Consider the following 19,647-nt stretch of genomic DNA (forward strand, 5'->3'; position numbering starts at 1 on the left):
GGCACAGAACGTCCGCGCCGACATGAAAACGGCGCCGGGTTCATCACCCGGCGCCGCTGTTCATCTCGAGGTCCCGGCTGAGCGCACGGGCCTCGCCGGTCTCAGGGCTGGCCGATATGGCGATCGACGAACGCCACCAGCTCTGCAAGCGTCTCCACCCGCGTTTCGTAGTTGGAGATCCAGTGGTCCTCGCCGTCCTGGGCGATGAACTCCACCGGCTTGCCGGCGCGCTCGAGCGCGCTGACCATCTTCTCGCTCTGATCGATCGGCACGACGGTGTCGTCACGCCCGTGGATCAGCAGGATCGGGCCTTGCGCGTTCTCCGCGTGCCGCGCGGGCGAGGCTTCGGCCAGGCGGGAATTGTCGTTCGCCGCCATCGCCTTGCGCCAGTAGCGCGTGGTCGGGTTGTTGAACCCGCCGCGGCGCTGGGTCCAGGAGACCATGTCCACCAGATCGCTCACCGGAGAGATCGCCACGCCGCACGCGTAGATCTCAGGGGTGAAAATCATTCCGGCGAGGGTGGCGTAACCGCCATAGCTCGCTCCGGCGATGCAGACACGGTCGGGATCGACCAGGCCCTGCTCGACGAAGTAGTTCACCCCGTCGGTGAGGTCGTGCTGCATGATGCCGATGCCCCACTCGCCCCAGCCTGCTTCTTCCCACTCGTCGCCATACCCGTCCGATCCGCGGAAATCAGGCTGCAGGACGACATAGCCCTGCGACGCGATGCCGTGCGCGAGCCAGTCATAGCCCGGCCGCTCGTAGGAGGCGGGGCCGCCATGGGGCAGGATCACCATCGGCATCGGACCTTCGCCGGCGGGCGTGGTCAGATAGGCCGGGATTTCCGTGCCGTCGCGCGCGGTGTAGGTCACGCGCTCGCGAGCGGGCAGCTCGACTGAGCGCAGCGCGGGATAGCTCGACCCCAGAAATTCGAGCGACATCTGCTCGGGCCGGAAGACGTAGAAGTCGGACGGGAAGCGCGGATCGACGGTTCCGACAATGATCGTGGAGCGATCGCGGCTCCAGCTGAGAAACCTGATGTCCTCGTCGGGGATCGCGCCTTCCAGCATGCTCTCCCACTCGGCGAACTGCGGATCGAACCAGTGCGTGTCGACGTCCTGGCTATGGTGCACGCCGAGCAGGCGCCCCGAAAAGCGATCCGAGACTGTCCCGGCGAGTTCGGCCTGATCGGGCGTATATAGCGTCTCGCCGATCTCGCCGCGTTCGAGATTAAACCGCACCAGGCCGAGATCTTCGTCGGGCATGCTGGCGACATAGCCGTCTCCGTCCGGGGCGACTCCCCAGATCGCCACGAACTCGTCCTCGCCGTCCGAGCGGTAGACTTCACGATAGCCGCCGCGGTCGTTGCGCGCCTCGATCATCTGGGTGCGCCCGCTCGACGAGATCTTGATCCGCGCCGCAGGCTCGTTTCCCGCACCGAAGAACCAGCCGACCGTCTCGCCGTCGCCTCGCTCGGCGACGCTGGACTCCCCGGTTCGCGGATCAATCTCGAACAGCAGGCGCGGAATATCGCCCCAGCCTTGATTGCGGCCGATCTCGCCCTGGGCGGACATGTAAATCTTCTCGTTCTCCCAATCGATCGACTCGATCGAGGAGAGCGACCCGTTGATGCCGATCTGACGGGTGTCGGTGAGCAGCTGGGTCATCGTGCCGCTTCCATCGGTCTGTGCCAGGAAGACCGCGCCGAATTCGAACCGCTGGTCGTCGGAGGTGAAGCGGATGCGCTCGGTCTGCGTCACGCGGACGATCAGCGTATCAGCCGGGCCCCAGGTGACGCTGCGGACCTTCAGATCGCCGAAATTCAGGAAGCCGGTCTCGTCGCTTCCAAGTTCCCTGTAAGCGACCGCGTTGAATTCCTCCTGACGGCGGATCATCGCGACCTTCGTCCCGTCCGGCGAGATGCTCGGCGAATCGAAGAACGGCAGCGCGGCGAAGTTCTCGACATCGATGCGTTGCTGGCGGGCCTCAGCCGGCGCAGCGGCGACCACCAGCGCGCTCACCGCGCCGGTCAGAGCGGCGGCGACGGCGCCGGCGTAACGTTCGAGGTTCATTTCCCCTCCCCCCTCATGGCGTTAACGCTGCGATTAGGCGTTGCTCGCACGCCGAGGTCAACACTCATCGAGCGAAGATCGCATCTGCGGCCGGTCTTCGCTCAGCGCGCCTCGGGTTCGATCTGCGCCAGTACCGGGCGGTGATCGGAGCCCAGATCGGGGCCGACTTCGGCGCGGGTCACCGTGAAAGCCGCTCCCACCAGGATGTGATCGAGCACCAGCCCGCCGCGGGGCAGCCAGCTGGGGAAGGTGGTGACGAAGCGCGGATCGCCCGCCCGGCGCCCGGGCAGGCGGCCGAAATCGGGCGACCAGACCGAGGCGTTCAGATCGCCGAGCAGGATGAAGTCCGGCGTGCCGTCCAGCGTGTCGGCCAGATCCTCGAACATCGCGCCGCGCCGTTTCACCGCGCCGCGCGTGCGGGGCGGGAAGGGGTGGGCGACGGCCAGGGTGACAGGGGCGCCGCCAGTTCGAAGCCGGGCCAGCAGGGCGGGCCGGTCATAGGCCGGATCGGTCTCCTCCGCGCCGTCCCCGAACGCCTCGATCGGGCTGCGCGACAGCAGCGCGATTCGGGTCGTATATGTGGTCCCTGGGAAGTCGACCGTCTCGGTATCGTAGAGAAGGTGGGGCAGGCCGGGGAACAGGGCGCGGAGCCGGGCCGCGTCGACCGTCTCGACCTCTGAAAGCGCCAGCACGTCCACCCGCTCGGCCTGAGCCCAGGCCGCCGCGCGCTCCAGCGCCGCCTCCGATCCGTGCGCGTTGAACGCCGCCACGATCAGGGCGCGCCCCTCGCCCGCCGGCTGGTCCGGGACGAAGTCCGCGCCCAGCCAGGCCCAGCTCAGCGCGAGCGCCGGAAGCACGGGCGTCAGCGCCGTGCGCCAGCCCGAAAGCGCGAGCGCGGCGAGGCCAAGACCGAGCCCGGCCAGCGCCAGATGGGGCGTGAAATGACGCGCCGCTTCTGCGGGAAAGCCCAGCGGAGCGGCGATCCAGAGCGCGATCGCCCCGGCGTACAGCGTCAGCGCTGCGGCCAGGGCGAACCGCGCCGGGCGGCGCACTATTCGGCCGCCTCGGCGATCTGTCCGGCCAGCCAGGCGTCATGGTCGGCCAGCGCGCGGGCGGTCATCAGGCGCTTCTTCGCCTGCGCCTTGGCCGAGCCGCGCAGCCGCTCGCCGTCAGGGCCCTTACGCGGGGCCTCGATCTCGGGGAACAGGCCGAAATTGACGTTCATCGGCTGGAACGCGCCTTTCCGGCCGGGCACGTGACCGGTGGTGATATGGGTCAGAAGCGCGCCCAGCGCGGTGGTCGGCGGGGGCGGGGCAAGCGCCCGGCCCAGCTTTTCGGCCGCGGCGAACCGGCCTGCGAGGATCCCCGTCGCGCCGCTTTCGACATAGCCTTCGACGCCCGTGATCTGACCGGCGAAGCGCAGCGAGGGCCGCGATTTCAGGCGCATTACCGGATCGAGCAGTTTCGGGGAATTGAGGAAGGTGTTGCGGTGAATGCCGCCCAGCCGCGCAAAGCGCGCGTTCTCCAGCCCCGGGATCATCTTGAAGACGTCGGCCTGCGCGCCGTATTTCATCTTGGTCTGAAACCCGACCATGTTGAACAGCGTCCCCAGCGCGTTGTCCTGCCTGAGCTGGACGACGGCGTAGGGCTTTTCCTCAGGCTTGTGCGCGTTGGTCAGGCCGCGGGGCTTCATCGGGCCGTGGCGCAGCGTCTCGCGGCCGCGTTCGGCCATCACCTCGACCGGCAGGCAGCCGTCGAAATACGGCGTGTCCTTCTCCCAGTCCTTGAACTCGGTCTTCTCCGCGGCGAGCAGCGCGTCGATGAAGGCCTCGTACCGGTCCTTGTCCATCGGGCAGTTGATGTAGGCGGCCTTGTCGTCCTCGCTGTCGCCCTTGTCGTAACGCGACTGCTTCCAGGCCACGTCCATGTCGATGCTGTCGGCGTAGAGGATCGGCGCGATCGCGTCGAAGAAGGCGAGCTCGCCTTCCCCCGTCAGACCGTGGATCGCCTCGGCCAGCCCGGGCGAGGTGAGGGGGCCGGTCGCGATGATCACGCTGTCCCAGTCCTCAGGCGGAAGGCCGGAGATCTCTTCGCGGCGGATCTCGATATTGGGGTGGGATTCCAGCGCTGCGGTCACGGCCTCTGAAAAAACGTGCCGGTCCACCGCCAGCGCGCCGCCGGCGGGCACGCGCGCGATCTCGGCTTTTTCCATCAGCAGCGAGCCGGCGCGCCGCATCTCCTCGTGCAGCAGGCCCACCGCGTTGGTCTCCGCGTCGTCGGACCGGAAGGAGTTCGAGCACACGAGCTCGGCCAGCCCGTCTGTCTGATGGGCTTCGGTCCTACGCACAGGGCGCATCTCGTGAAGGACGACCTTCACGCCGAGATTGGCCGCCTGCCAGGCGGCTTCGGAGCCGGCCATGCCGCCGCCGACGATATGAAGAGGGGTCTGGGTCATGGCGCGCAGATATACGCCTTCGCACGAGCAGCCTCAAACCTTCAGCGCGGCGCGGCGCAGGGCGTTGACACCTCAGGCGGTCGCGGCGATCCTTCCTCGCGTCACAAGGGAGGGGGTGATATGGTTCGGCTTGTCAGCATGTTGGCGGTTTTCGCCCTCGCCTCGGCGCTCGGTCAGGCTTACGCCCAGGACCTGCCCGCCGAGGTCACCGATCCCTATATCGCTTACACCGAAGCGCTCGAAGCCGGCGATCTGGACGCTGCGCGCGAGGCCGCCCGGCAGGCCTGGCGCGCCGGGGAGCGTCTGAAAATCGATCTTCAAACCGTCGGCGTGCTCGCCGACAATTTCGCCCAGCTCGCCCTTCAGGCTGGCGAACACGGCGCGGCGCGATCTGCTTTCGAGCGCTCAGCCGAGGTCCAGACCGCCCAGGGCGGCGATCGGGTGCTTCTGGCGGAAACCTGGCTTCTGGCGGCGAGGGCCGCCCGCAGCGGCGGAGATCCGCGCGACGCCGCCGATCTCGCCGAGCGGGGCGCCGAGATCGCCGAGGCCGCCGAGGGGCTGGCGGCCAGAGGGGTCGCGTTTGAAGCCCGCCAGTTCCAGGCGCTCGCCCTGCTCGATCTCGGACGCAGCCGCGCGGCGATCCGCGCCGCCGAGCAGGCGGTCGACCACCTGCCCGATGACGGACCCTATCCGGGATCGGCCTGGCCGGCTGCGTTCATTTCAGGTTTCGGCGCGTCGCTCGACAGGGACACGCTCGAAGCCGCGTACTGGATGTCGGTGACCCATCGGCTCCTTCTTGAGCACCAACCCGAGCATCCGGACGTTCTGAGGACCCGCTACTGGACCCGCTGGGCGCGGCAGAACCTGGAAGAGGGCGAGGGGGCTGCGCTCCTGGCGCGGCTGGCGGAGCGCGGCCTGCTGCCGCCCGAAGGGACGGATAGCGCAAGGCTCACCGCGTCCGAGGCTGCGGCTGAGGACGCATTGAACAGGGACGCGCGGCCGCTCCGGAGGACGCCGCCAGAGTATCCCGGCGACGCGGCGAGAGCCGGTCTCGAAGGTTTTGCGCTGCTGACCTTCGACGTGGCGCCGGACGGAACCACGCAGAATGTGCGCGTCATCGCGTCGGTGCCTCACCCGGTTTTCGGAGAGCGCTCGGCGCGCTCCGTCCGCAGATGGCGCTACGAGCCCAGGCTCGTGGACGGTGAGCCGGCGCTGCGTGAGGGCGTGATCACCGAGTTCAATTTCAGCCTCGAGGGCTAGGGTCGGTTCCGATGCTCGCGCTGCTTGCGATGACAGCCCTTGGCGCCGCCGCGCCGGCGGACGAAGACTCGATCGAGACTGCGCTGTCGGCGATGGCCGACGCCTGGACCAGCGGCCGGCTCGCGCAGGCCGGCGACCAGGCGCAGCGAGCGCTTGACCTCATTGGGCAGAGCGATTGCCCGGTCAGGCCGGACGCCGCCGTCGCCGGCATCATCGCCGGCGTGGCGGCTGCAGGAACGTCGCGAAGCCATGAAATGCATTTCTGGACGGCGTCTCGCGTGGCGGAATTGTCCGGCGTCGAGCTGCCGCAAGAATATCTCGACCTGATCGAACTCACCAAAGCCGAGCCGGGCCGCGACCCCGCCCTGGACCGGGCCTTCGTGCGTTCGCCCTATTTCGCGGCGCGGGAAGGTGCGGGAGACTGCAGTCGGCCCTATGTCGGGGTCGATCTGCTGGACCAGGCTCCGCCGGACGCGTTTCCGGTGATCGCTTTTCTTGAGCGGCGCGATCGATTGGGCCGCGCTCCGCGCCTCAGCTGGAGGCATCTGAGCAACGCCGTCGTCGTGTATGTCTACCCGCCGGCCGCGGCCGATCTCGTCGACGCCGCGCTGTCTTCGCTCGCCGCCGATGAGCGCGTCGCACTCGGCCCTGTCGCGGTGTTCGATCCGTGTGCCGAAACCGATACGCCGGACGCCTTCGGTCCTGTCTGCCTGCCGGGCTCCGGCCGGCCCGCCGCCGACGCGCCCGATTGACATGAAACACGCCGGTCCGCGATCCACGCTCTCGCCTGTCGCGCCTGGCGCTGAAACACCGGTGCGCGTCCAGTGCAATGGCTGGTCGCATTCCGGCGCCGCTCGCCTCCGGATCGGAGGCCCGTCCGCTCGTCGTCTCTGGAGCTGATCGACATGAAATCTGTTCTCGCCGCGCTCGTGCTGGGTTTCGGAGCGGCCGGGGCCGCGGCCGGCCAGGACGTTCCGCCTGATGTGATGCAGGCCTACCGGGCCCACCAGGCCGCGCTCGAAGCGGGCGACCTCGCGACCGCGCTGCGCGAGGCCGAGAACGCCCTCGCAGCGGCCGAGGCGGCCGGGGTCGATCCGGGCACGCGGGCGGTGCTCGCGCACAACGCCGCGAACATGCGGTCACAGCAAGGCGATCATGACCGCGCGGCTGCGCATTTCCAGCGCGCCGCAGCGTTGACCACCGAAGCCGGCGGCGATGCGGTCGCCATCGACCGGTACAACAGGATCGCAGCGGAATCGCTATTGTTCGCCGGGGAGGCCGACCGTGCCGAAGCCCTGGCCGACGAAGTGGCGGACCGGCTCGAAGCGCTTCCCGAGAGCCCGGAGCGCAATAACGAGCTCGGACGGGCGCGGGGTCTCCAGGCGCACGCGATGTGGCGAGACGGCCGGTCTCTGGTCGCCGGGGTGCGCGGCCGCGAGGCGATGCGCGCGCTGCAGCGCAACGGCGTGCCCGATGGGCTCGATCCGGCGTTTTACGCCTTCTACTCCGGCGTCGAGCGGGCGTTCCGCGGCGATTACCGCGGTGCGGCGGAGTGGTTCGGCGTCTCCGAAGCGCTGTTCCGCCGGGAAAACGCCGAAGTGGACCTCTACGGCGTCGCGCGCGCCTGGGGCCGCTATGCTCGTGGGCGTCTGGACGATGCGGATCGGCGCATCCTGCTTCAGACCCTGAGCGAGGGCGGCTGGCTCGACCTCGGCTGCGAGGCGGAGTGCCCGGCCGATGACGAGCCCGGCTTCATGGACGGTCCGGGTGAGCGCGTCGATGCGGCGCCGGTCCGCCGGGCGTCGCCCCGCTACCCCGGCCGGCTCGAGGCCGCCGCGATCGACGGGGTCGTGCTGGTCCGCTTCGCCATCGGCCAGGACGGCCGGGTGCAGGACCCCGAAATCGTGTTTTCCGCCCCGCATCCTGACTTCGGCGACGCCAGCCTGCGGGCCATGCGCGACTGGCGGTACACCCCGGCCACCATCGACGGCGAGCCGGTCGTGCGTGAGGCCGTCTACACCCAGTTCGAATTCATGATGAGCGACTGATCATGCTGGCCGCCGCCTTCGTCTCGCTTGCGCTTCAGACCGCGCCGGAGCCTGAGGCCGCTTATGCAGCCTGGCGGTCGGGCGATCTGACCGAGGCGGGCCGGGCGGCGCTCGACGCCCTGACGGCGCTCGAGGCCGAGGCCTGTTCCATCGGGCCGGACGGGGCGCGTCTGGCCTATATGGTCGGCACGGCGGCGGCGTTCGGTCTGATCGAGGATGAGCCTTACAGTTACTGGTTCTGGGCGGCGCGGCGCATCGACGCTGCGGCGGGCGGGCTGAACCATGCCCGGCTGGAAGCCGCTGAGCGCATGAGCGGGGAGCCGGGCCGGGACCCGTCGCTCGACAGCCGCTTCGCCCGCTCGCGCTATCTCGCCAGAGGCCTGAAGGCGGATGCGTGCGCGACCTCTTCCGGCGCGCTTGCCGATCCCGCACCCGGCGACGGCCCGGCGGCCTATCTCGCCGTCCTCGTCGAGCCCGGCCGGGCGGGCGAGGTCAGGCGCGCCGAGACGTTGCTCGCCTACCCTGAACGCGAAGGCGAAGCGCTGGCCGGGGCGATAAGGGGGGCGTTCCTTCCACTCACCGGCCATGGCGAGCGCTTCATCACGTTCGACCCGTGCGCGGCGTTCTTCGACGAGGTCATGAACCGCGTCGAGATCTGCCGGGACTGACATCACGCCGCAGGCGCTTGGCGTGGCGGGGGTTTCGGCTTAAGTCCGCCGCCATGACGATCTTCGACCCCTCTCTCATCGCGCGCGCTTACGGGTTTCTGGCCGCCCGGCCCAGGGCGGTGCTCGCCGGCGCCGCGCTCTACGCCGCGCCCTTCACGGTGCAGTCCTGGGCCACGGCCATGGCCGCATCCGGGGCGGGCTGGGCGCCGCCTCTGGTGATCGGCTTCGGCCTGCTCGCGTTCGCCGCGTTCGTCTGCGCGATCGCCGGCTGGGGCGCCGCGCTTCTGGGGGGGGGCGATGCAGGTCCGCGCTTCGGCAAGGACGCGCTGAGGCTTGGCTGGGTCGCGGTGCTGATCCTGATCCTGATCTTCACCGTGCTGGGCACGGCGCTGCTGGCGGTGGTGTTCATGCTCGCCGCGCTGGCGCTGATCAATGTCGACGCCAGCGTCGAGCCGCCGCAGGGCTTCGTCGACATCTTCGCGCTCTACGGTCCGGGAGAGACCGCCGTGGCGGTGGTCATCTCGGCGGTCTACGCCCTGTTCAGCGTCTGGTTCTTCTCCCGGCTCGCCCTGGCCTATCCGGCCACCGTGGCGGCGGGCCGGATCCGGGTGCTAAACGCCTGGCCGCTTTCGGGCCGGGGCCGGGCGGTGGAGATCGTGCTCACCGTTCTGGCTGCGACGCTGCCCGGCGCGGCGGCGCTCTGGGCGCTGAACGCCGGATTTGCGGCGGCCGCCGGCTTCTATCCCGCCGCCGCTCAGAGCGCGGTGACGGAGCAGGGCGTTCTGATGATGAACGCGGCGTTTTTCATGATGTCGGCCTTCGTCTACGGGATGTTCAAGATGGCGCTGGTCGGCGCGCCGCTCGCTGCGGCGCTGGTCGCGCTCTACGTTAAATATTCGAAAGACGACGCGAATTCCGCTTCGGCTCCGCAGACGGGCGGGGATTGATCGGCTAGACTGCAGGTTCCGATAATTCCGGGGGGCGATTACGGGACCGCCATGAGCAAGCCGAACTATCAATTCATCGACGCAACCTTCTGGTTTTTCAAGACCTTCGGTCGCCGGCCGCTGTCGGTATTGTGGATCGCGTTCTGGCAGGTCCTGCTTTATGCGGGCCTGTCGGCACTGGTCCTGTGGCTACTCTGGCCGTTCTTCGAATACCTGGTCGAACTGTCCATAGCCGGCGAAGAGCCGGAGCCTTCTGAAATGCTCGCCCGGATGGGCGGCGTGATGGCTGCTTACCTGTTGGCGATGCTAGGTTTTCTGGTTTCAGCCCTGATGATCCAGGCGGCCTGGCTGAGGCTGATGACGCGCGATGAACTCGCCGCCGTCATCCCCTTCCGCTTCGGTTCGGACGAGCTGCGCCTTCTCGGCGTGAACGTGCTTTTCATCGTGTTTAACGTCCTGGCCTGGACGGCGGTGACCGTGGTGTTCATCGTGCTCAACGGCGCCCTGTTCGCCGCTGCCGGAGAGGACGCCGGAGCAGGCGCAGTGGTGGGCGGTGCGCTGGGCAACACGCTGCTCGTCCTCGTGGTCGTGGTCGCCGCGATCATCCTGATGATCCGCTTCGCCGCCGCGCCTGCGATGAGCATCCGGGACAACCGCTTCCGCCTGTTTGAGAGCTTCACGGCGACCGGCGGAATCACCGGCGGCATGTTCCTGTCCTATCTCCTCCTGATCGTGCTGATCTTCGGCGTGTTCCTCCTCGTCTCGGCGGTTCAGCAGGTGGTCGGCCTCCTCATGGCGGCCGACCTCGTCGGTTCGCTTACGGCGCTGGAGAACGAGGAGGACCCGGCGGTCGTGTTCTCGATCCTCGCCGAGGCGTTCACCCAGCCGGGCGCGCTGATCGGCTTCGGGGTGATCATCCTGATCCAGGTGATCGCCCAGGTGCTGGTCGATGCGAGCTGGCACGGCGTGGGCGCTTACGCCGCGGTGCGTCACGCCGGCGATCTCGACGGGACGCAGGAGGCCGTGAGCGCGCCCGCGGGCTCGGTCGGCGGCGCGCCCTCGGAAGGCTGACCATGACCGATCCGATCCCCGCCCGCGCCCGCTTCAGCGCCGGCGCAGCGCTCGGCTACGCCTGGGTGATTTTTCGCAGCCGGCCAGCGAGCTTCTTCAGGCTCTGGATGCTGCACGCCCTGCTGTTCGCCGCCTACAATCTCGCGGTTTACGCGGTGATGGGCACGGCCGGGCTTCAGACCGGCGGATCTGAGGCCGACCAGTTCGCCGCGCTCATGCGGGCGAACGCCTACATCATGCTCGTCTCCCTGGGGGGCGTGATCGTGACGGTCTGGATCGAGGCCGCCTGGCTCGATCTGTTTCTGAACCGGCCGGTGAAGCTGCTTCCCGGATGGGGCGTGTATTTCAAGCTGCTGGCGGCGTTCCTGATCGTCTTCGCCGTTTTTCTGGGCGGTTATCTCGGGACGGTGTTCCTCGGGGTGATCGTGATCGCCGTCGCGGCCGGGCTGGGCGGCGCCGGACCGGCGATCGCGCTGGGCGCAGCCGTTCTCGCAGGCTTCATCGCCTTCCTCGTGCTCGTCCTGATGCGTTTCACCGCCCTGCCGGCGCTGGCGGCCGGACGCGACGAGGTGGCGCCGGGCCGCGCCTGGTCGCTGACGAGGGGCCGGATGGGAGCGCTTTTCCTGGCCTGGCTCGCCTACGGCGTCATCTACCTGATCGGTTTCGCGGTCATGTCGATCCTGCTGCTCGCGCTGCCGGTCAGCCCGCTCGAGGCGCTGGGCGCCGCCCTGGAGAGCCCTGCGGACCCGATGGCCCAGTACGAGATCTACGCCCGGCTCCTCACCCAGCCCGGCGCCGCCGTGGCGACCTTTTTCGGCCTGCTCGTCATGAATCTGGTCTTCGTGCCGATCATGGCGATCGCGCGGGGGATCGGCGTACGGCTCGCGCTCGAGGATGCGGAGGCGCAGGCGTGAGATCGGTGCTCTACGCGCCCTGGCGGGAGGGCTCGCGCGCCACGCCCGGATGGGCGGCGCTCGGCCTCACGCTTCTCGGGTTCGCGCTGTCGAACATCCCCGTCATCGCCGGTGCGGCGGTCTACGTGGCCGCGCAGATCGCCGGCGGCGCCAGCCCCGACGCGGCGCAGGCCGCGATGACGGAAAACACGCTGACGGTCCTTTTGCCGCTGATCGCGGTCCAGTTCGCGGTCTGGGGCGGGCTGACCCTTCTGTGGGTGAAGCTTTACGAGCGCCGCAGCCTCGCCTCGATCGGGCTTTCCCTGCGCGGCGCGCTGGGCGGTTACGCCTCGGGCCTTGTGTGGGGCGTGGGGCTGGTGATGGTGGTCGGCGCGGCCGCCGCGACGCTGTCCGCGCTCACCGGCGGCGCGTTGCTCGAAGAGGGCGGCGCCGGGACCCTCGCCGCGCCGGCGGGCGCGGCCGTGCTCGCCGTGCTGGCGGGGTGCAGCGTGTTTCTGATCCAGGGCGCGATGGAGGAGGTGATCTTCCGCGGCTGGCTGATGAGCACGCTGGCCGCGCGCTGGGGCCTCAGGGCGGCCGTCGTCGTCTCGAGCGTCTTCTTCATGATCTTCCACGCCCATGTCTTCGTCTCGGGGCTGTGGTTCGGGCTCGCCGCACTGACAGGGCTCGGGCTCACCGGGCTCGTCTTCGCGCTTTTGTGCGTGTTCACCCGCTCGCTGTGGGAGGCGCTCGCCGCCCACGGCGCGTTCAACTTCGCCGCGGTCGCCGCGCCGACGCTGGGCATGCTCGCCTCAGATCCGACTCTCACCGCGAAGGCCGCCTTCGCCGAGGTGTTCGGCCGCGCCACTGGCATGGCCGGCGTTCAGGCGGGAGCCGAAACATGGGGGCAGGCGTTGGCTGCAGGTGCGGTCTGTGCGGTGCTCGCCGCCATGATCGCCCGGCGCGCGAAGCGCGCCTGATCTGAAGCGGCAGGCGAGGTGACGCCATGGGCGCGACCGCGAGCGGTGCGGACGGCCGGGACGAGGGGCGCGAAGACGAACAATCGGTCGGCGACCCCGAGGAGGCCCGGCAGGCCGAACAGGCCGAACGCGAGTCCGAGCATGACGAGAACACGCTCGAAGGCCTGATGCAGTCTCTGTGCGAAGAGGCGGGAGAGGGCGGCGAGATCTGCGTGGACGACATCCTCGACCGGCTGGCGCACCGCTCCTACGGCCCGATCATCCTGATCCCCTCGCTGATCGCTATTTTCCCGGTGATCGGCGCGCTGCCGCTGGTCAGCTACACCATGGCGCTGCTGATCTTCCTGATCGCGATCCAGGCGGCGGTCTCCAAGCAGAAGCTGTGGCTGCCCGGACCGCTCAGGAAAGCGCATTTCAAGCGCGACCAGTTCAGAAAGGGCCTGGACAAGGCCCGCCCGGTCCTGCGTTTCGTGGACGGGTTCATCGCGCGGCGGCTCACCTTCGCCTTCAAGAAACCCTGGCCGATGGTGGTGATCTGGCTGTGCGCGGCGCTGGGCGCGCTGATGCTCGTCTACGCCTCGGTTCCCGGCGGGGTGATGGTGCCCGGCGTGGCGCTGGTGCTTTTGAGCCTGGGGCTCACCACCCATGACGGCCTCGTCGTCGCGCTCGGCGCCGCAGCCGGTCTCGCCGCGATCATCGGCAGCGGCTGGCTCGTAATGATGATGCTTTAGGCGCCTACCCCGCCAGCTTCGCCTGACGCGCCCGGTCGCGCTCCAGAAGCGGTTTGAGGTAGCGGCCGGTCCAGCTGGCCTCCACGTCCGCCACGTCCTCGGGCGTGCCGCAGGCGACGATTTCGCCGCCGCCCGACCCGCCTTCGGGCCCGAGATCGATGAGCCAGTCGGCGGTCTTGATGACGTCGAGATTGTGCTCGATCACCACCACCGTGTTGCCGGCGTCGACGAGCTCGTGGAGCACTTCGAGCAGCTTTCGGACATCCTCGAAATGAAGCCCCGTTGTGGGCTCGTCGAGGATGTAGAGCGTGCGGCCGGTCGAGCGGCGAGCGAGCTCTTTTGAAAGCTTCACGCGCTGGGCCTCGCCGCCGGAGAGCTGGGTGGCGGGCTGGCCGACCTTGACATAGCCCAGGCCCACGCGCTGCAGCGTCTCCATCTTCTCGCGCACGCTGGGCACGGCCTTGAAGAACTCGGCGGCCTCCTCGACGGTCATGTCCAGAACGTCGGCGATGGACTTGCCCTTGAAGGTGACTTCCAGCGTCTCGCGGTTGAAGCGCGCGCCGTGGCAGACGTCGCACTCGACGAACACGTCGGGCAGGAAGTGCATCTCGATCTTCACCACACCGTCGCCCTGGCAAGCCTCGCAGCGCCCGCCCTTCACGTTGAAGGAGAAGCGCCCCGGCTTGTAGCCGCGGGTCTGCGCCTCGGGCAGCTGGGCGAACCATTCGCGGATCGGGGTGAAGGCGCCGGTGTATGTCGCCGGGTTCGAGCGCGGGGTGCGCCCGATCGGGGACTGGTCGATGTCGATGATCTTGTCGAGCTGTTCGAGCCCTTCGACCGTGTCGTGCTCGGCGGGCACCGAGCTCGCGCCCGACAGCCGGCGCGCGGCGGCCTTGTAGAGGGTCTCGATGGTGAGCGTCGACTTGCCGCCGCCCGACACCCCGGTCACGCAGGTCATCACGCCCAGCGGGAAGGCCGCGTCGACGTTCTGCAGATTGTTGCCCTTCGCGCCCTTCACCGTGACCGCGCGCTTGAGATCGACCGCGCGGCGGCGCTCGGGCAGGGGCACCATGCGCTTGCCAGACAGGTACTGGCCGGTCAGCGATTTCGAATTGGCGGCGACTTCTTCAGGCTTGCCCTCGGCGATGATCTCGCCGCCGTGCACGCCGGCCGCCGGGCCGAGATCGACCACGTAGTCGGCGGTCTCGATGGCTTCCTCGTCGTGCTCGACGACGATGACGGTGTTGCCGAGATCGCGCAGGCCGCGCAGGGAATCCAGAAGCCGCGTATTGTCGCGCTGGTGAAGCCCGATGGAGGGCTCGTCGAGCACGTAGAGCACGCCGGTCAGGCCCGACCCGATCTGGCTGGCCAGGCGGATGCGCTGGCTTTCCCCGCCCGACAGCGTGCCCGAGGCGCGGCTGAGCGAGAGATAGTCGAGCCCGACATCGACGAGGAATTTCAGCCGGTCGCGGATCTCCTTGAGGATCCGCCGCGCGATCTCCTGATCCTTGGGCGAGAGGGTGGATTCGACAGTGTCGAACCAGTCGCGCGCCGCCTTGATCGACCGCTCGCCGGCTTCGGAAATGTCGCAGCCTGCGACCTTCACCGCCAGCGCCTCGGGCTTGAGCCGCTTGCCGCCGCAGGTTTCGCAGGGCTGGGAGGACTGGAAGCGCTGCAGATCCTCGCGCACCCAGCTCGAATCCGTCTCCCGCCAGCGCCGTTCGAGATTGGGGATCACCCCCTCGAAGCTCTTGGTGGTGGAGAACTGCCGAAGCCCGTCCTCGTAGGTGAACTTGATCTTGTCCTTCGTGCCTTCGAGCACGGTGCGGCGGAATTTCTCCGGCAGGTCGCGCCAGGGCTCGAACATCGAAGCCTTGTAGTGGTCCGCCAGCGCCTGAAGCGTCTGCTGGTAGAGCTTCGAGGTCGCCCGGCTCCACGGCGCGATCGCTCCGTCATAGAGCGACTTGTCGCGGTCGGGCACGACCAGGTGCTCGTCGAATTTCAGGTTCGCGCCGAGCCCGTCGCAGGACGGGCAGGCGCCGAACGGGTTGTTGAACGAGAACAGGCGCGGCTCGATCTCCTCGATCGTGAACCCGCTGACCGGGCAGGCGAATTTTTCGGAGAAGACGATCCGGTCGCTCTTCTCGTACGAACCGTGATCTGAGGCGAATTCCGCCACTGCAATCCCGTCGGCGAGCCGCAGCGCGGTCTCAAGGGAGTCGGCGAGGCGCTGTTCGAGGCCGTCCTTGACGACCACCCGGTCCACGACGACGTCGATGTCGTGCTTGTATTTCTTGTCGAGCTCGGGGGCGTCCTCGATCTCATAGAAGGCGCCGTTGACCTTCACGCGCTGGAAGCCCTGCTTCTGAAGCTCGGCGAACTCCTTGCGGTACTCGCCCTTGCGGCCGCGGACGATGGGCGCGAGCAGGTAGAGCCGGGCGCCGTCCTCGAGCCCCATCAGCCGGTCGACCATCTGGCTGACCGTCTGCGCGCTGATCGGCTCGCCGGTGGCCGGGGAGTAGGGCACGCCCACCCGCGCCCACAGAAGGCGCATATAGTCGTAGATCTCGGTGACCGTGCCGACGGTGGAGCGCGGGTTCTTCGAGGTGGTCTTCTGCTCGATGGAGATCGCCGGGCTGAGTCCCTCGATGGAATCCACGTCCGGCTTGCTCATCAGCTCCAGGAACTGACGCGCATAGGCCGACAGGCTCTCCACATAGCGGCGCTGGCCCTCGGCGTAGATCGTGTCGAAGGCCAGCGAACTCTTGCCCGAACCCGACAGCCCGGTGAACACGATGAGCTGATCGCGCGGCAGATCCATGCTGACGCCCTTGAGATTATGCTCGCGCGCGCCGCGCACGGAGATCGATTTGAGCGGCTCGGCCATGAAGAAATCCGTATCTGAAGGTATCGGGTCTTAACTAGTCGCGCGCGGGTTCGTTCGCCACCACGAAGCTGTGGAGCACCGCCGCGGCCCCGTTGCCAGCGGGGGCGGGCTGGTGTTCGTTAACGAGCGACTCGCGCGCGTTGACGCGCGGAACAGAATGTGAACAAATATCGCGGACGCGACAAGCGCCGAATGAACGGCGAGGGAGTGACGGACATGGCGGGCAGTCTCAACAAGGTGATGCTGATCGGAAATCTGGGCGCGGACCCCGAAGTGCGCCGGCTCAATTCTGGCGACCCGGTCGTCAATCTGCGCATCGCGACCTCGGAGACCTGGCGCGACAAGTCCACCGGCGAGCGCCGCGAGAAGACCGAGTGGCACAATGTCTCCATCTTCAACGAGAACCTCGCCAAGGTCGCGGAGAACTATCTGAAGAAGGGCTCGAAGGTCTTCATCGAGGGCCAGCTTCAGACCCGCAAATGGCAGGATCGCGACGGCAATGACCGTTACACCACCGAGATCGTCCTGCAGAAATACCGCGGCGAGCTGACCATGCTCGACGGTAAGAACGACGGCGGCGGTGGCGGCCGGTCCTACGACGACGACCGCGGCGGCTCGTCCTATGGCGGCGGAGGCTCCGGCGGCGGCCGCTCGAACGATCGCCCGCGCGAGGACTTTTCGTCCGATACGCTGGACGACGACATCCCGTTCTGAGACCAGGGCGAGAGAACGAAGGACGGCGCCCTCGCGGCGCCGTTCTTCGTTTGGACAAACCGGCGCGAGGACCGAAGGAGCGTTCGTTGATCAGGATCGTCTTCGCCGCGCTCGCCGCGCTTTGTCTCGGAGCGACCGCTTCCGCAGAAGCCGGGCCCGGTTCCGGGGCGCTCGATCCGGTCCTCGCCGCAGAGGGCGCGACCGGCGCGATCCTCGTGCGGCGGCTGTCGGACGGGGCGGAGTGGACCGGAGGCGGCGCGAGGGTGGAGCGGCGCATGCTGCCCGCCTCCACGTTCAAGATCGCGAACTCGCTGATCATTCTCGAAACCGGGGCGATCGCCGATACTGACACCGACCTCCTCGTCTGGGACGGGGTCGAGCGCTCGGCGGGCTGGGACGCAGACCAGACGCTGCGCACCGCGTTCCGCCGCTCGGCCGTGTGGGCCTACCAGCACTGGGCGCGCGAGGTCGGCCATGAACGCATGGGCGAGCTGTTGGCGAGGCTGGACTACGGAAACGCCGAGATTGGCGGGCTGGAACAGGTCGATCTGTTCTGGCTCGAGGGCCCTCTGCAAATATCAGCGCGCGAGCAGGTCGATTTTCTTCAGCGCCTGCACGCCCGCGCCCTGCCGCTGAGCGCGGAGAGCCAGGACGCCGTCATCGACATCATGCGTCATCGCACCGGCGATGGCTGGACGCTCTTCGCCAAGACCGGCTGGGCGATCCGCACCGAGCCCAATCATGGCTGGTATGCCGGCTGGCTCGAGGCCGGTGAAGGCGAGTCCGCCGAAACCTGGTTGTTCGCAGTGAACGTCGATCTCGACTGGAAAACCGGCGAGGGCGCTTTGCGCGAGCGCCTTGCGCACGCTGCGCTGGTCGAGGCCGGTGCGCCCGCGAGCGTGCATCCGGGCACGCCCTGATCGACGTAAAGCGAGCTTGACCCTCGGCCGCCGCGCACGTAAAGTCTGCTTGTCTTTCGATGAGCGACGGGAGGGCGCTTTGAAACGGATCGAGCATTCAGCTGTGCGCGGCGCGACGGCCGCGATCGCCGCCTTCGTGTCGATGATCGCGATCGCAGCCGTTTCAGCCCCGCGCGACAGCGTGATCGAGGCGGCCGGTCCTGCGCTCGGCGGGCTCATCGCGCTCTTCCTGCCCGGCGTGATGGCGGTGATCGCCGTCCTGCTCAGCCGGCTCGCAGAGCGGCGCATGCCTGCGCCCGAACTCAGCGGCTTCCTTGTGATGCTGGTCCTCGCCGCGGTGACGGGCGCGACCCTGACCGCTTTGAACGACCTGTTCGCGCGGGTCGGCGCTTTCGGATTCGCCGTTCCCGAGCGGCTGGGCGCGGCGGAGATCGCGGGCTTCGCGCTCGCCGCGATCGCGCTTCTCATCGGGCTTGTGACCGGCGGGCAGGCGATCCAGCCGAAGTCCGAGCTTTCCGGTCATGACCGGCGGCAATTCGTCTGGGCGGCGCCGGTGTTGATCGCCGAAGGCGCGGCGCTCGCCGCGCTCACGCTCGCCCGGCTGGTCGACTGGACCGCGCCGGGGACTGTTCACGCCGTCCTTGCGGGCGTCTTCATCGCGGGGCTGGTCGCTGCGGCGGTGTTCACGGCGGCGAGCTGGCGCACCTACGACGAGGCCGAGCGTGCGTTCAGCCTCAGGCACGGCACGCTGAGTGCGGTTATCGTGTTTTTCCTGGCGCTGGCCTGGGCGTTCGCGGAGACGGCGATCGGCGCTCCGCAGCTGGACGCCTACACCGCATTGCTGGTCCTGCTTGCGGTCTCGATCCTGGCGCTGTTCGCCTTCCCGGCCGAGCTCGCCGCGCTCTGGGCCGAGCCTGAAGAGGCCGAGCAGGCCTAGGGCCTGAACACCTGCACCGCCGCGCTGGTGCGGTTTCCGCCCGCGGCTTCCGCGCCGGCGATCGTGTAGATCGCATCGTCTCGGGCGACCGCGCCGAGACCATGGCGGGGCGAGGGCATGTCGCCCAGCTCCTCCCACCGGTCGGTCGCGGCGTCGTAGGCGCGGACCTGGCGGTAGACCCCGCCGCCGGAATTGTCGAACCACTCCCCGCCGAACACGTAGAGCCGGTCGCCGAGCACTGCGGCGGCCAGTCCGCCCGCGCCGCGCGGGCCTTCGACCGGGTCGGGCAGGGGCGCGCGCGCCTCCCAGCGGTCTTCCGCCGGATCGTAGACCTCGTGGTTGGCGACATTGCCGCCGGTGACGGTCCGGCCGCCCACAACGTGCAGCCGGCCCCCCAGCACTGCGCCCGCAGCAGAATTGCGCGCGGTCGGCGCCGGGGCGGCGGTGGTCCAGACGCCTGCCGCCGTGTCCAGCACCACGTGGGCGTTGGTGTCGGCATGGTCGGGCCAGTTCCGGTTCGACAGTCCGGCCGGCCGCCGTCCGGTCACGACATGGATGCGCCCGTTTATGCTGGCGGCGACGGTTTCCGCATAGGGGGTGGGCAGGTCCGGCCCGGCGCTCCACCGGTCCCGGCTTTCGTCATAGATGCGCACCGCGTCGGTCATCGACCAGGCGCCCCCGTTCGCCGCGGTGAACCCGCCTATGGCGTAAAGATACCCCTCCGCCGCGGCGAGATTGGGATGATGGGTCGGCACTGGCAGTCGCGCGCGCCGGCGCCATTCGGTAGCCCCAGGGGTCAGCGCGAACACCTGATCGGTGATCCCGATCGATCCCGTGCCCGCGTCGGGCGTCAGCCCGCCTGCGACATAGATCGTCTGCCCCAGCAAGGCGGGATAGATTTCCTGCACCCGGGTCGGCAGATCCGGCGCGCTGGTCCATCCCGGCGCGAGCGCCTGCTCGGCGTAGTCCTGCCCGCGCGCGCAGGCGGCCAGCGCCAGGCTCGCGCCCGCCCCTGTCAGCGCGGCGCGCCTGGTAAAGCCGTTCATCTTCGCCCCGCCGCTCAT

17 protein-coding genes are annotated in these 19,647 nt (G+C 68.7%); 12 read left to right on the plus strand and 5 right to left on the minus strand.

The features are described 5' to 3' along the window. Positions 1 to 101: 101 nt before the first annotated feature. From ABL308_09940 to trmFO, 3 genes are all read right to left on the minus strand, one after another. Positions 102 to 2,072, minus strand: a complete 1,971-nt coding sequence (locus ABL308_09940; protein XBQ15278.1) for a S9 family peptidase — start codon at positions 2,070 to 2,072, stop codon at positions 102 to 104. A 101-nt stretch (positions 2,073 to 2,173) separates the two neighbouring features. Beyond that, entirely contained in the window at positions 2,174 to 3,124 is a 951-nt protein-coding gene (locus ABL308_09945; GenBank protein ID XBQ15279.1) for an endonuclease/exonuclease/phosphatase family protein, read from the minus strand. Then, complete coding sequence (gene trmFO, locus ABL308_09950; GenBank protein ID XBQ15280.1) at positions 3,124 to 4,527, minus strand: methylenetetrahydrofolate--tRNA-(uracil(54)-C(5))-methyltransferase (FADH(2)-oxidizing) TrmFO; 1,404 nt, start codon at positions 4,525 to 4,527, stop codon at positions 3,124 to 3,126. Before trmFO ends, ABL308_09945 begins: the two co-directional genes overlap by 1 nt. Before the next feature lie 120 nt (positions 4,528 to 4,647). Here trmFO and ABL308_09955 point away from each other — a divergent pair, with 120 nt between their 5' ends. The 9 genes from ABL308_09955 (at position 4,648) to ABL308_09995 (ending at position 13,125) form a co-directional block, all read left to right on the plus strand. Continuing rightward, positions 4,648 to 5,787, plus strand: a complete 1,140-nt coding sequence (locus ABL308_09955) for a TonB family protein (protein XBQ15281.1) — start codon at positions 4,648 to 4,650, stop codon at positions 5,785 to 5,787. Between the two features lie 11 nt (positions 5,788 to 5,798). Beyond that, a complete protein-coding gene (locus ABL308_09960; protein ID XBQ15282.1) occupies positions 5,799 to 6,539 on the plus strand; it encodes a hypothetical protein in 741 nt (246 codons plus the stop codon). Between the two features lie 153 nt (positions 6,540 to 6,692). Beyond that, on the plus strand, positions 6,693 to 7,835 hold the full coding sequence (locus ABL308_09965; GenBank protein XBQ15283.1) for an energy transducer TonB: 1,143 nt from the start codon (positions 6,693 to 6,695) through the stop codon (positions 7,833 to 7,835). A gap of 2 nt (positions 7,836 to 7,837) precedes the next feature. Further along, entirely contained in the window at positions 7,838 to 8,503 is a 666-nt protein-coding gene (locus tag ABL308_09970; protein XBQ15284.1) for a hypothetical protein, read from the plus strand. A 53-nt stretch (positions 8,504 to 8,556) separates the two neighbouring features. Further along, positions 8,557 to 9,450, plus strand: coding sequence for a hypothetical protein (locus ABL308_09975; protein XBQ15285.1), 894 nt, complete (start codon positions 8,557 to 8,559; stop codon positions 9,448 to 9,450). A 51-nt stretch (positions 9,451 to 9,501) separates the two neighbouring features. Beyond that, entirely contained in the window at positions 9,502 to 10,521 is a 1,020-nt protein-coding gene (locus tag ABL308_09980; GenBank protein XBQ15286.1) for a hypothetical protein, read from the plus strand. A gap of 2 nt (positions 10,522 to 10,523) precedes the next feature. Beyond that, the gene (locus tag ABL308_09985) at positions 10,524 to 11,435 is read left to right on the plus strand and encodes a hypothetical protein (protein ID XBQ15287.1); all 912 of its coding nucleotides are present in this window, start codon (positions 10,524 to 10,526) and stop codon (positions 11,433 to 11,435) included. After that, complete coding sequence (locus ABL308_09990; GenBank protein XBQ15288.1) at positions 11,432 to 12,394, plus strand: CPBP family intramembrane glutamic endopeptidase; 963 nt, start codon at positions 11,432 to 11,434, stop codon at positions 12,392 to 12,394. The genes ABL308_09985 and ABL308_09990 overlap by 4 nt, the downstream gene beginning before the upstream one ends. A gap of 26 nt (positions 12,395 to 12,420) precedes the next feature. After that, positions 12,421 to 13,125, plus strand: coding sequence for an exopolysaccharide biosynthesis protein (locus ABL308_09995; protein XBQ15289.1), 705 nt, complete (start codon positions 12,421 to 12,423; stop codon positions 13,123 to 13,125). A 4-nt stretch (positions 13,126 to 13,129) separates the two neighbouring features. On the opposite strand, the gene uvrA is transcribed toward ABL308_09995, so the two are convergent. Further along, entirely contained in the window at positions 13,130 to 16,012 is a 2,883-nt protein-coding gene (gene uvrA / locus ABL308_10000; GenBank protein XBQ15290.1) for an excinuclease ABC subunit UvrA, read from the minus strand. Between the two features lie 216 nt (positions 16,013 to 16,228). Here uvrA and ssb point away from each other — a divergent pair, with 216 nt between their 5' ends. The 3 genes from ssb to ABL308_10015 all read left to right on the plus strand — a co-directional run bounded on the left by ssb (position 16,229) and on the right by ABL308_10015 (position 18,583). After that, positions 16,229 to 16,726 (plus strand): single-stranded DNA-binding protein, encoded by a 498-nt coding sequence (gene ssb / locus ABL308_10005; GenBank protein ID XBQ15291.1) that lies wholly within the window; start codon positions 16,229 to 16,231, stop codon positions 16,724 to 16,726. An 86-nt stretch (positions 16,727 to 16,812) separates the two neighbouring features. Further along, a complete protein-coding gene (locus ABL308_10010; protein XBQ15292.1) occupies positions 16,813 to 17,646 on the plus strand; it encodes a penicillin-binding transpeptidase domain-containing protein in 834 nt (277 codons plus the stop codon). Positions 17,647 to 17,725: 79 nt separating this feature from the next. Continuing rightward, positions 17,726 to 18,583, plus strand: coding sequence for a hypothetical protein (locus ABL308_10015; GenBank protein XBQ15293.1), 858 nt, complete (start codon positions 17,726 to 17,728; stop codon positions 18,581 to 18,583). On the opposite strand, the gene ABL308_10020 is transcribed toward ABL308_10015, so the two are convergent. Further along, the gene (locus tag ABL308_10020; GenBank protein ID XBQ15294.1) at positions 18,580 to 19,629 is read right to left on the minus strand and encodes a kelch repeat-containing protein; all 1,050 of its coding nucleotides are present in this window, start codon (positions 19,627 to 19,629) and stop codon (positions 18,580 to 18,582) included. The genes ABL308_10015 and ABL308_10020 overlap by 4 nt on opposite strands. Between the last annotated feature and the right edge of the window lie 18 nt (positions 19,630 to 19,647).

This window comes from Oceanicaulis sp. (genome assembly GCA_040112665.1).
Lineage (GTDB): Bacteria > Pseudomonadota > Alphaproteobacteria > Caulobacterales > Maricaulaceae > Oceanicaulis.